The sequence below is a fragment of the Serratia sp. CY71090 genome, assembly GCF_052166845.1.
Taxonomy (GTDB): domain Bacteria; phylum Pseudomonadota; class Gammaproteobacteria; order Enterobacterales; family Enterobacteriaceae; genus Serratia; species Serratia nematodiphila.
The window spans coordinates 487,676-499,847 of the sequence record NZ_JBJNOA010000003.1 but is presented as its reverse complement, the minus strand read 5'-3'; the positions used below and the strand labels follow the sequence as shown (position 1 = coordinate 499,847).

Sequence of the window (12,172 nt, the reverse complement as noted above, 5' to 3'; positions counted from 1 at the left end):
AAGCTGCTTCTGTGTTGGCTGCGTTTGTGCATCCCGGTCACTGACTTGAGTAGGTTCCCGGGGACTTGCAAACACAGCCAACAACGATGCGGCTGGAAAGAAGCAGGGTATATCAGTACAGCAGGGAGTATAGCTGGCGGCGATATTTAGCGGCCAGCGCGTCGCCGGTGCCGAGTGCGGCCAGAATGTCCATCAGGGTCTTGCGCGCGTTGCCGTTGGCGGCGGCCAGATCTTTCTTCAGATGCCCCATCAGCAGTTCCAGCGCTTCTTCGTTACGCCCGACCTGATGCAGTTGCAGCGCCAGCTGCACCGCCAGCTCGACGTTGTCCGGCTCTTGCTGCACCTGCTGTTGCAGCTGTTGGATTTCCGGCGTGTCCGCTGCCTGCTTCAACAGTTCAATCTGCGCCACCAGACCTTGATAGCGGGTATCGCGATCCTGCAGCGGGATAGTCGCCAGCACCGCTTCGGCATCTTCGCTGCGGCTGAGCGCGATCTGCGTTTCGGCCAGCGTCAGACCGATGTCGCTGCGCTGCTGGCTGCTCTGCCAGGCGTCTTTCAGCAGCGGCAGCGCTTCGGCGGCGTTGCCGGCGGCCAGCAATTCCTGCGCCTGCGCCAGTTTCAGATCTTCTTCCTTCGGCAGGAAACGCTGCAGCAGGTCGCGGATCGCTTCTTCCGGCTGCGGGCCCTGGAAGCCGTCGACCGGCTGGCCATCTTTAAACAGGTAGACCGTCGGAATGGAACGCAGCCCGAACTGGGAGGCGATCATCTGCTCGGCGTCACAGTCCACCTTGGCCAGAATGAACTGACCGGCGTATTCCGCCGCCAGCTTGTCCAGCACCGGCGTGAGCTGCAGGCAGTGTTGGCTGCGCTCGGACCAGAAGTAGAACAGCACCGGAATGGACATCGACTGTTCCAGCGTCTGGTGCAGGTTAGTTTCGTTAATATCAACAACAGCTTGAGCTAGCATCTTTTTTCTCTCTGATCGTGCGGAGCCATGGGGTGTAAATGGGGGCGCGCCGCCATTCTTCAACCCCGTCGGGCGAATTAAGCGTTACTGCGCAGCAGCCAATCCAGACAGCGGCCCGGCAAAATGCGGCGCAGCACGCTCATCGCGTGCGCCAGCAGGGTGACCGGATAGCGCAGTTTGGCGCGCGGGCTTTCCAGCGCGTGGCGCAGTTTGAGCAGAATGGCCTCCGGCGGCAGCGTCAGGCGCTTGGCGATGCCGGGGTTGTGCACCGGCTTGTCGCTCTGCGCCTGGTTGACGTTCTGGCTAAAGTGGGTGGAGATCGGCCCCGGTTCGATCAGGCTGACCTGAATGCCGCTGCCGTGCAGCTCCATGCGCAGCGCGTCCGACCAGGCTTCCAGCGCGAACTTGCTGGCGGCGTAGGCGCCGCGCCCGGCGCTGGAGACCAGACCCATCACCGAGCTGGTTTGAATGATGCGCCCTTCGCCGTGCGGCAGCATTGCCGGCAACAGCAGCTGGGTTAGCTGGTGGGTGCCGAACAGGTTGGTGGCGAACTGCCGCTCCAGCTGGCTGCGCGAAATGCGGCTGAGCGGGCCGTAAACGCCGAACCCCCCGTTATTGAACAGGCCGTACAGGCGGCCGTCGGTCAGCGCGATCACCTCGGCGGCGGCGCGCTCGACGCTGGCGCTGTCGTCCAGATCCAGCTCGATGCCTTCCAGCCCGAGCTGGCGCATGTTTTCCACGTCCTGCGGCTTACGGCAGGCGGCCAGCACCCGGTAGCCGCGGTTGCGCAGATCCTGCGCCGCAATCAAGCCAATCCCGCTGGAACAGCCGGTTATCAATACCGCTTTTTGCATAACTTTACCTAGTGTACGACCCTAATTTAGTGAGACTCATGCTTTACTAGCGGTTCCAGGCGCTCCGCCATCCATGTGGCGATAAACGGCTGAGCGTCCCCATTGGGGTGCAATCCGTCATCCTGCATCCATTCCGGCTTTACCACCACCTGTTCCATATAGAACGGCAGCAGCGGAATGTTGAACTGCTTGGCCAGCGCCGGGTAGACGGCGCTGAACGCCTCGGTATAGCGGCGGCCGTAGTTAGGCGGGATGCGGATCTGCATCAGCAGCGGCTGCGCGCCGGCCTGCTGCACCCGTGTGATGATTTGGCCGAGATCGCGCTGTACGTCCTGCGCCGGGAAGCCGCGCAGGCCGTCGTTGGCGCCCAGCTCGATCAGCACCCAGTGCGGCTGATGCTGTTTCAGCAGCGCGGGCAGACGCGCCAGCCCCTGTGCGGCGGTGTCGCCGCTGATGCTGGCGTTGACCAGCTGCGGCGCGCCCGGTTTTTTCTGCCACTGTTCGGCCAACAGCGTCGGCCAGGCCCGCTCGATCGGCAGGCGATAGCCGGCGCTTAAACTGTCGCCCAAAATCAATAAGGTATCGGCGGCGGCAGCGCGTAAACTGAATAATCCCAACAGCAAAAGGAAGGGAAGATGCCAGCGGAAAACGTTCTTGAAGTTCATCATCTTAGTAAACACGTTGGTCAGGGTGAGCATCAGCTCACCATCCTCACCGGAGTCGAGCTGCTTGTCAAACCCGCGCAGACGATCGCCCTGATCGGCGAATCCGGATCGGGGAAATCGACCTTGCTGGGCATTTTGGCCGGGCTGGACGACGGCAGCGAGGGCGAGGTGCGTTTGCTCGGCGAGTCGCTGACCGCGTTGGACGAAGAGGGGCGCGCTGCGCTGCGCGCCAGGAACGTCGGCTTTGTGTTTCAGTCGTTCATGTTGGTGCCGACGCTGAACGCGCTGGAGAACGTGCAGCTGCCGGCGCTGCTGCGCGGCGAGAGCGACAGGCAGAGTCGCGAGCAGGCGGTGCAGTTACTGGAACAGCTGGGGCTGGGCAAACGTCTCGATCACCTGCCGGCGCAGCTGTCCGGCGGCGAGCAGCAGCGCGTGGCGCTGGCGCGCGCCTTCAGCGGCCGGCCGCGGGTGCTGTTCGCCGATGAACCGACCGGCAACCTCGATCGTCAGACCGGCGATCGCATCGCCGACCTGCTGTTCTCTCTCAACCGCGATTTTGACACCACCCTGATCCTGGTGACCCATGACGAAACCCTGGCGGCGCGCTGCCAGCGGCGGCTGCGGCTGCGTGAAGGCAAGCTGTGGGAGGAAGCATGATCTGGCGCTGGTTCTGGCGCGAATGGCGCTCGCCGTCGCTGCTGATCGTGTGGCTGGCGCTGACGCTCTCCGTCGCCTGCGTGCTGGCGCTGGGCAGCATCAGCGATCGCATGGACAAAGGGCTCAGCCAGCAGAGCCGCGATTTTATCGCCGGCGATCGGGTGCTGCGCAGCGCGCATCCGGTGCCGGAAGGCTGGCTATTGGACGCGCAGCAGCAGGGGCTGAAGGTGAGCCGTCAGCTGTCGTTCACCACCATGACCTATGCCGGCGATCGGCCGCAGCTGGCGGACGTGAAAGCCACCGATTTGGCCTATCCGCTGTACGGCAAGCTGGAAACGCGCCCGGCCAACATCAAACCCGAACCGGGCAGCGTGCTGGTGGCGCCGCGTTTGTTGGCGCTGCTGAACGTGAAAGTGGGGGATTCGCTGGAGGTGGGCGACACTACGCTTCGCATCGCCGGTGAAATCATTCAGGAGCCGGATGCCGGCTTCAATCCGTTCCAGACCGCGCCGCGCATCATGATCAACCTGGCGGACGTCGATAAGACCGGCGCGGTGCAGCCGGGCAGCCGCCTGACCTACCGCTACATGTTCGCCGGCGCTGAGCCGGATATTCAGCGTTACGAGGAACGGCTGGCGCCGCAGTTGACGCCGGATCAGCGCTGGTTCGGGCTGCAGGAATCCGGCAGCGCGCTCGGCAAGTCGCTGCAGCGCTCCCAACAGTTCCTGCTGCTGTCGGCCCTGCTGACGCTGCTGTTGTCGATCGCCGCCGTGGCGGTGGCGATGAGCCACTATTGCCGCAGCCGTTACGATCTGATCGCGGTGCTGAAAACCCTCGGTGCCGGGCGCGGCGCGCTGCGTAAATTGATCGTCGGCCAGTGGCTGGCGGTGATGGCGCTGGCGGCGGCGTGCGGCGGGGCGATCGGGCTGGCGTTTGAAGCGTTGCTGATCCGCCTGCTGAAGCCGGTATTACCGGCTGCATTGCCTGCCGCCGGCGCCTGGCCGTGGCTGTGGGCGCTCGGCGCGCTGGTGCTGATCTCGCTGCTGGTCGGGCTGCGGCCGTATCGCCAGCTGCTGGCCACCCAGCCGCTGCGGGTGCTGCGCCGAGACGTGACGGCCAACGTCTGGCCGCTGCGCTACTTCTTGCCGGTGACGGCGGCGATCGTGGTGGCGCTGTTGGTGGCGCTGATGGGGGCCAGCACGCTGCTGTGGGCGATCCTGGCTGGCATGGCGGTGCTGGCGCTGCTGCTGGGCGGCATCGGCTGGGGCAGCCTGCTGTTGTTGCGCCGCATCACGCTCAAGAGCCTGGCGCTGCGGCTGGCGGTCAACCGCCTGCTGCACCAGCCGTGGGTGACCATCAGCCAGCTGGCGGCGTTTTCGCTGTCGTTCATGCTGTTGGCGCTGCTGTTGGTGCTGCGCGGCGATCTGCTCGAACGCTGGCAGCAACAGCTGCCGCCGGACAGCCCGAACTATTTCCTGCTCAATATGACCGAGGCGCAGGTGCCGCAGGTGAAAGCCTTCCTGCAGCAGCACCAGATCAAGCCGGAAACCTATTATCCGATCGTCCGGGTGCGCCTGACCGAGATAAACCAGCAGCTGGCGACCGAGCGGGTGCATGAAGACGATCCGGGCGGCGAGGCGGTGAACCGCGAGCTTAACCTGACCTGGTTGGCCGATCTGCCGGATCACAATCCGCTGGTGGCGGGCAATTGGCCGCCGAAAACCGGTGAGGTTTCAATGGATGAAGGCATCGCCGGGCGGCTGAAGATCAAGCTGGGCGATACGCTGACCTTCAGCGGCGATACCCAGGCGTTCAGTGCCAAAGTTACCAGCCTGCGCCAGGTGGATTGGGAAAGCCTGAAGCCGAACTTTTACTTTATCTTCCCGCCGGGCGCATTGGACGGCCAGCCGCAGACCTGGCTCACCAGCTTCCGCTACGACGGTGACGGCCAGATGCTGACCCAGCTCAATCGCCAGTTCCCGACGCTCAGCCTGCTGGACATCGGCGCGATCCTGAAACAGGTCGGCGGCGTGCTGCAACAGGTCAGTCGCGCGCTGGAGGTGATGGTGGTGCTGGTAGTGCTGTGCGGCGGCCTGCTGCTGCTGGCGCAGGTGCAGGTCGGCATGCGTCAGCGGCGGCAGGAGTTGGTGGTGTACCGTACGCTGGGGGCCGGCAAACGGCTGCTGCGCCGCACGCTGTGGTGCGAGTTTGCCCTGCTGGGGTTGGTAGCGGGCATCGCGGCGGCGGTGGGCGCCGAGGCGGCACTGTGGCTACTGCAGAGCCGGGTGTTTGACTTCCCGTGGACGCCGACGCCGGTGCTGTGGTGGGCGCTGCCGCTGGCCAGCGCGCTGCTGCTGTCGCTGTGCGGCGGCTGGCTGGGCGTGCGCCTGCTGCGCGGCAAGGCGCTGTTCCGCAGTTATGAGGGCTAGTTGATATCGAGGCAGGTAGCGGCCGAAAAGGGTGAGTCTCTTTGATCCGGGCAGGGGACTCAGTAAGCGGCGGGCATTTTCCCCGCCGCTTACCTTAATAGAGTTTTGAATGCTTATTAACTGTGAAATCTTCATTTATTAAGTAGTAGTAGTTAAAACAATCTTCGAATGAAAACCCTCCTGTTTTTTGACAGTATTTCGTTATTCTACCTTTTTTATTGCTGAGGGATTGGCTTGTCATTGTCATTAGTAATGTTATTACATTCCGGTTGAATATATCGTTGTGGTTAGAGATAAAAGAATCAGGTACTGAAATGAAATCTATAGGATCGTTGTCGAAACAAGGGAGTCTATCATGGTGATATTGTTCTTTCTGGTGCAGGGTACGGGTACAATAAGAATTAAATTTCCATGGTCCGATAATGCCGGAATTGATAGCTTCCGGTATCAATTGCTCAATGTCTAACAGGTCTTCTTTTTTTGATATTTGCGCGGGAATATGGTACTGAGATGTCCTGGTGTCGCTCACGGTATGTTCTTTATTATACATGTAACCCGTGGTAAACATTTTAAAGTTGCCTACCGTTATATCGTCAAGATCCTGCTCTTTTATTTTATATTTTACCCCGAAGTAATCTCTTTCTATCTCTACCTGTGACCATCTTATGTTTTTGCCAAAAAACTGACCTACCGGGAATGCCACGTTGGTAGGGATATCAGCGCGAGAACTGATGACATACATCAGTGACGGCATGGGTTTTCCTTGAGCGCCCAGTCTCATGCTGCTCTCTTTTAAAAGGAGGGCTTGGTTTGCTTCTACCGCAGGGTTTAAAAGAATCAAGCCGTCGCCAAAGGGTTTCAATGTACTATTATTTTCAGCTGTTCTCATTCTCTCCAGCAGGTTATCGTTCAAAGCGGAAAGTAAAATATCGGCACCAAAGCTGTGTCCCACTGTGAGCATAAAATTATTGTTATTTTTACCAACGATTGACTCCAGCTTGATGAGAAAATCTTTTACTCCGTTGCGGCCCACCTCCTCTGCCACGGATTTACGATCCCAAAAAGTGAGGTTTTCAAGCTCTGCGCCATGAAAGCTCATTCCGCGCCAGCCAATGTAGATCCCCAATAGTTTTCTTTTTCCTATTATCCTTGGGGCAGCAACGTAGGAGAGCGTTTTTTGGAAGTTTTTTACATTTTTATCAAGTACGGATGCATTATGCTTCCAGCCATGGATAAACACGATGACACCAACGTCTTCTTTCTCTTCCATACGCGCTATATTTGATAAAAGCTGCGCTGTTTGCTGTGGAGCAAAATCATGGCCGCGCTCACTAAATTCGATAAACCCCAAATCATAGCCGGTGTGTGTCTCATAGTTACTGCCACACCCTCTCCAGTGGTCGCAGTTTTTCCCATCGGAAGTACGAAATGGTGCATTGGCCACACATCCGCTTAGCATTAAAATGAGGGTGAGAAATATAAGCTTCATTTTGTCACTCCGGAAGATATCAGTGCTTCAGTTGTAGCTCAGACCTTTTGGATGGTTGTTTTTAGAATGAATAGGTCAGTATCTATTTTAATGCATATAGTAATGACAATTTTTTATAATTTCATGTCATTAATTATTTTAGGTTTACAGACCCCTCATACTTTTATTTAATTATCATGTATAGTGTAAATTTAGCTCTTGATTTTATTTTTTCAAATTAGAATGATGCAGATTGATAGTGCAATGATTAAATGTTGGTGTTCGTCTTATTTTTGATGTTTTATTCAATATCTCATGCCGATATTGCTCATTGTTTATATATATTATGCTGTTGATAAATGACGCTATCGGGCGGTTTTTTTGATTGTACCAGGCCTAAAAAAGGGTTCAGCCAAAGCTGAACCCTTTTACTTTCGGCGGCGTGCGCTTTAGGCCAGCTTCTGCTGTGCCCAGGCCAGCCCGCTTTGGTATTCGCCCGGCAGCAGCGGTGCCAGCGCTTGCAGCGCCTGGCGCAGATCGGCGGTGTTCGGGTCGTTCAGATTGAGGTGGCCGACCTTGCGGCCAGGGCGCACCTCTTTCTCATACCAGTGCAGATGCACCAGCGGCAGCGACAGCCACTGTTCGTTGACGGCGGTGCCGATCAGGTTGACCATCACCGACGGCGTGCTCACCACCGGCTGCGGCAGCGGCAGGCCGAGGATGGCGCGCAGGTGCAGCTCGAACTGGCTGATGGATGCGCCGTTTTGCGTCCAGTGGCCGCTGTTGTGCACGCGCGGCGCCAGTTCGTTGATCAACAGTCGATCGCCGACGATAAAGCACTCCATCGCCATCACGCCGACGTAGTTCAGCTCGTTCAGGATCGCCGCCAGCATCTGCTCGGCCTGTTGCTGCAGCGCCGGATTGGGCTGCGGCAGCGCCACGCTGGCGCGCAGGATGCCGTCTTCATGCAGGTTGTGGGTCAGCGGGTAGAAGACCGAACGGCCGTCGTGGCCGCGCGCGCCCACCAGCGACACTTCGCCGGAGAAATTGATGCCTTGCTCGACGATGCACTCGCCATAGGCATCGGCCGGCAGTTCGGCTTCCTGGCCCGGGCGCAAGCGCCACTGGCCGCGGCCGTCATAGCCGCCGACCCGGCGTTTGACGATCGCCAGCTCGCCCAGCGCAGCGAACACCTGCGGCCATTCGGCGGCGCTCGCCAGCAGCTGCCACGGCGCGGTCGCCAGGCCGAGTTGATCGAGCAGCTGCTTTTGCGTCAGGCGATCCGCCAAACGCGGGAAGATGTCGCGGTTGACGAAGGCGCTGTGAGTCGCCAGTTCGCGCGTCAGCGCGGTTTCCGGCCAGCGTTCAATCTCGGCGGTAATGACGCTGTTCTGATACGGCACCGCCTCGGGTTCGGCATCGATGCCGACAGGGTAGACGGCGATGCCCAGCGGTTCGCCGGCCTGGCGCAGCATGCGCCCCAGCTGACCGTTGCCCAATACGCAAACCGGCTTCATGCGTCCTCCCGCGGATCGGGGTGGTTCAAAACGTCTTCAGTCTGCGCCTGACGCCAGTCCGCCAAACGCTGCGCCAGCGCGGCATCGTGCAGCGCCAGGATCTGCATCGCCAGCAGCCCGGCGTTGGCGGCGCCGGCTTTGCCGATCGCCAGCGTCCCCACCGGAATGCCGCGCGGCATCTGCACGATGGAGTAGAGGCTGTCCACGCCGCTCAGCGCGGCGCTTTGCACCGGCACACCCAGCACCGGCACCAGCGTTTTCGCCGCCAGCATGCCCGGCAGATGCGCGGCACCGCCGGCGCCGGCGATGATCACGTCAAAGCCGTTGGCGGCAGCCTGCTCGGCGAAGCTGAACAGCTTGTCCGGCGTGCGGTGAGCGGAAACGACTTCGACATGGAAGGGGACATCGAGCTGGGTCAGGACTTCGGCGGCGAACTGCATGGTGGCCCAGTCACTTTTCGATCCCATTACAATTGCGATTTTAGCCCCGGCATTGGCGGCTGAAGCGGCGTTGGCTCCCATGGGTGTAAGGCTCCTGTGATTTGTCTGGCGTCGGCTGAGGGCCGAATGAGGGCGTAGAGCATACCATGAGCGCACGGTAAGGAAAACGGTTGCGTCGCCGGTTTTCACCGGCGAAAGCGCGAATTTTCACCCGCGCGCCAGTGCGGCACTCAGAACGGGAATTGGATCAGCTCGACGGCGTCGGCGCTGACTTTGATCATCGATCCTTCGACGTGCCAGGCGCCCAGCACCGCGCGATGGGCTTCGCCGTTGCTCAACGCCAGCCGGTGCACCGCCGGACGATGGGTATGGCCGTGGATCATCCAGTGCACGTCGTGGCGCAGCATCGTTTGCTCGACCGCCTGCGGGTTGACGTCCATGATGGCTTCCGACTTGTACTGGTTGGATTGCTGGCTGCGGGCGCGCATGTTGGCGGCGATCTTCAGTCGCCAGCGCAGCGGCAGCGCGAGGAACAATTTTTGAATCAGCGGGTTGTGCACTTTACGGCGGAATTGCTGATAGGCTTGATCGTCGGTGCACAGGGTGTCGCCGTGCAGGATCAGGATCCTGCGGCCGTACAGCTCCAGCACTTTTTCTTCCGGCAGCAGCTGCATGCCGCTGGCGCGGGCGAAGCGCTTGCCGAGCAGAAAATCGCGGTTGCCGTGGATGAAATAGCAGGGCACGCCGGCCTGTTGCAGCGCTTTCAGCGCCGCGGCGATCTCCGCGTGCAGCGGCTCGGGATCGTCGTCGCCGATCCAGGCCTCAAACAGGTCGCCGAGGATGTACAGCGCGTCGGCGTGCACCGCTTCGCGCCGTAAAAAACGCAGAAAACCGGCAGTGATTGCCGGTTCCTGTGCGCACAAGTGCAGATCTGCGATGAACAGCGTACTCATGCAGCCGCGATTACTCGCTGACGGTCACGCTGTTGATGACGACGTCTTCTACCGGTACGTCCTGGTGCATGCCGCTGCGGCCGGTTTTCACGCCTTTGATCTTGTTGACCACGTCCATGCCTTCAACCACTTCAGCGAACACGCAGTAGCCCCAGCCCTGTACGTTTTCGCCGCGGAAGTTCAGGAAGTCGTTGTCGGCCACGTTGATGAAGAACTGTGCGGTGGCGGAGTGCGGATCGTTGGTGCGCGCCATTGCCAGGGTGCCGATGGTGTTTTTCAAACCGTTGTTGGCTTCGTTCTTGATGGCCGCGTTGGTCGCTTTCTGGTTCATGCCCGGCTCGAAACCGCCGCCCTGGATCATGAAGCCGTTGATCACACGGTGGAAGATGGTGTTGTCGTAGAAACCGGCGCGGCAGTAGTTCAGGAAGTTTTCAACGGTAACCGGCGCTTTGTCAGCAAAGGTCTTGATAACGATATCGCCGTGATTGGTGTGGAAAGTAACCATAGTTTTAATCCTAACAAGGTGAAGTGAGACGTCACGTAAAGCGAGTGAACATTCAGACCGCCCTTATAACATATCCGCCCCAGCGAGTCAGCAGCGGCTCAACCGCGCACTGTCTGTGGTAATTGCATTTGTGTTATATTATAACAATTGTGCTGGCCGGCGAATTTCGCGCATTTTATTCGCGTGAAGTCAGCAAAGCTTGGCCTTAACCTTGCAATAGATCAGGCTTCAGGTTTCAATACGCTACCGGGCGTAAAACCTGAAGCCCGGTTATCTTTTTTGTTATCACGCACACCACGGAATCTCCCGATGCTAAAGATTTTTAATACCCTGAGTCGTCAAAAAGAGGAATTCAAACCCATTCATGCCGGGAAAGTGGGCATGTACGTGTGCGGGGTAACCATCTATGACCTGTGTCACATCGGCCACGGTCGTACCTTTGTCGCTTTCGACGTGGTGGCACGTTATCTGCGCTATCTCGGCTATTCGCTGAACTACGTGCGCAACGTCACCGACGTAGACGACAAAATCATTCGCCGCGCGGCGGAAAATCATGAGACCTGCGACCAGCTGACCGAACGCATGCTGGCGGAAATGCATGCCGACTTCGACGCGTTGCTGATCGATCGCCCGGACAGCGAACCGCGCGCGACCCAGCACATCGCCGAGATCATCGAGATCACCCAGCGCCTTATCGATCGCGATCACGCCTATGTGGCCAGCAACGGCGACGTGATGTTCTCCATCGACAGCGATCCGCAGTACGGCCTGCTATCGCGCCAGGATCTGGAGCAGCTGCAGGCCGGCGCGCGCGTGGAGATCGACGACGTGAAGCGTAACCCGATGGACTTCGTGCTGTGGAAAATGTCCAAGCCGGGCGAGCCGAGCTGGCAGTCGCCGTGGGGGCCGGGCCGTCCGGGCTGGCACATCGAATGCTCCGCCATGAACTGCAAACAGCTGGGCACCCACTTCGATATCCACGGCGGCGGTTCCGATCTGATGTTCCCGCACCACGAGAACGAGATCGCGCAGTCAAGCTGCGCCCACGACGGCCCGTACGTCAATTACTGGATGCACTCCGGCATGGTGATGATCGACAAAGAGAAGATGTCCAAATCGCTGGATAACTTCTTCACCATTCGCGACGTGCTCGGCCATTACGATGCGGAGACGGTGCGTTACTTCCTGATGTCCGGGCACTATCGCAGCCAGCTGAACTACAGCGAAGAGAACCTTAAGCAGGCGCGCACCGCGCTGGAGCGCCTCTATACCGCGCTGCGCGGCACCGACGCCGATGCCGAGCCGGCCGGCGGTGAAGCGTTCGAAGCCCGCTTCCGCGAAGCGATGGACGACGACTTCAACACTCCGGAAGCCTACTCGGCGCTGTTCGATCTGGCGCGCGAGGTTAACCGCCTGAAGAGCGAAGACATGGCGGCGGCCAACGGCATGGCGGCGGAGCTGCGCAAGCTGGCGAAAGTGCTCGGCCTGCTGCAGCAAGAGCCGGAGCAGTTCCTGCAAGGGGGCGCACAGGTTGACGACGGCGAAGTGGCGGAGATCGAAGCGCTGATCAAACAGCGTAACGAAGCGCGTGCCGCCAAGGACTGGGCGCTGGCGGACGCCGCTCGCGATCGCTTGAACGAGATGAACATCGTGCTGGAAGACGGGCCGCAGGGCACCACCTGGCGCCGTAAGTAAGCCGGCCGAAGTGAAAACAAAA

At 59.6% G+C, this 12,172-nt stretch carries 11 protein-coding genes; 3 read left to right on the top strand and 8 right to left on the bottom strand.

Going from position 1 to position 12,172, the window contains the following annotated elements:
* Window positions 1-112: 112 nt before the first annotated feature.
* The 3 genes from ACJ8OK_RS08825 to tesA form a co-directional block, all read right to left on the bottom strand.
* Window positions 113-967, bottom strand: a complete 855-nt coding sequence (locus tag ACJ8OK_RS08825; RefSeq protein WP_004940198.1) for a co-chaperone YbbN — start codon at window positions 965-967, stop codon at window positions 113-115.
* 77 nt (window positions 968-1,044) lie between these two features.
* Window positions 1,045-1,821, bottom strand: a complete 777-nt coding sequence (locus ACJ8OK_RS08820; RefSeq protein ID WP_442530532.1) for an SDR family oxidoreductase — start codon at window positions 1,819-1,821, stop codon at window positions 1,045-1,047.
* A 26-nt stretch (window positions 1,822-1,847) separates the two neighbouring features.
* Complete coding sequence (tesA, locus tag ACJ8OK_RS08815) at window positions 1,848-2,486, bottom strand: multifunctional acyl-CoA thioesterase I/protease I/lysophospholipase L1 (protein WP_197787975.1); 639 nt, start codon at window positions 2,484-2,486, stop codon at window positions 1,848-1,850.
* On the opposite strand from tesA, the gene ybbA reads away from it, so the two are divergent.
* Together ybbA and ybbP are read left to right on the top strand one after the other, a co-directional pair.
* Complete coding sequence (gene ybbA, locus ACJ8OK_RS08810) at window positions 2,457-3,143, top strand: putative ABC transporter ATP-binding protein YbbA (RefSeq protein ID WP_004940192.1); 687 nt, start codon at window positions 2,457-2,459, stop codon at window positions 3,141-3,143. The two genes, tesA and ybbA, sit on opposite strands and share 30 nt — an antisense overlap.
* Entirely contained in the window at window positions 3,140-5,572 is a 2,433-nt protein-coding gene (gene ybbP / locus ACJ8OK_RS08805) for a putative ABC transporter permease subunit YbbP (RefSeq protein WP_033633952.1), read from the top strand. Before ybbA ends, ybbP begins: the two co-directional genes overlap by 4 nt.
* A gap of 94 nt (window positions 5,573-5,666) precedes the next feature.
* Here ybbP and ACJ8OK_RS08800 read toward each other — a convergent pair whose 3' ends face one another.
* The 5 genes from ACJ8OK_RS08800 to ppiB all read right to left on the bottom strand — a co-directional run bounded on the left by ACJ8OK_RS08800 (window position 5,667) and on the right by ppiB (window position 10,455).
* Window positions 5,667-7,061 (bottom strand): hypothetical protein, encoded by a 1,395-nt coding sequence (locus ACJ8OK_RS08800; protein ID WP_085058557.1) that lies wholly within the window; start codon window positions 7,059-7,061, stop codon window positions 5,667-5,669.
* 428 nt (window positions 7,062-7,489) lie between these two features.
* Window positions 7,490-8,557 (bottom strand): 5-(carboxyamino)imidazole ribonucleotide synthase, encoded by a 1,068-nt coding sequence (purK, locus tag ACJ8OK_RS08795; RefSeq protein WP_033633951.1) that lies wholly within the window; start codon window positions 8,555-8,557, stop codon window positions 7,490-7,492.
* The gene (gene purE / locus ACJ8OK_RS08790) at window positions 8,554-9,078 is read right to left on the bottom strand and encodes a 5-(carboxyamino)imidazole ribonucleotide mutase (RefSeq protein ID WP_004940188.1); all 525 of its coding nucleotides are present in this window, start codon (window positions 9,076-9,078) and stop codon (window positions 8,554-8,556) included. The genes purK and purE overlap by 4 nt, the downstream gene beginning before the upstream one ends.
* A gap of 149 nt (window positions 9,079-9,227) precedes the next feature.
* The gene (locus ACJ8OK_RS08785; RefSeq protein WP_015376912.1) at window positions 9,228-9,950 is read right to left on the bottom strand and encodes a UDP-2,3-diacylglucosamine diphosphatase; all 723 of its coding nucleotides are present in this window, start codon (window positions 9,948-9,950) and stop codon (window positions 9,228-9,230) included.
* A gap of 10 nt (window positions 9,951-9,960) precedes the next feature.
* Window positions 9,961-10,455 carry a peptidylprolyl isomerase B gene (gene ppiB / locus ACJ8OK_RS08780; RefSeq protein WP_016928800.1) on the bottom strand — a complete coding sequence of 165 codons (495 nt, stop codon included), beginning with the start codon at window positions 10,453-10,455 and terminating at the stop codon, window positions 9,961-9,963.
* Window positions 10,456-10,764: 309 nt separating this feature from the next.
* Here ppiB and cysS point away from each other — a divergent pair, with 309 nt between their 5' ends.
* Window positions 10,765-12,150 (top strand): cysteine--tRNA ligase, encoded by a 1,386-nt coding sequence (cysS, locus tag ACJ8OK_RS08775; RefSeq protein ID WP_033633950.1) that lies wholly within the window; start codon window positions 10,765-10,767, stop codon window positions 12,148-12,150.
* Window positions 12,151-12,172 lie beyond the last annotated feature (22 nt).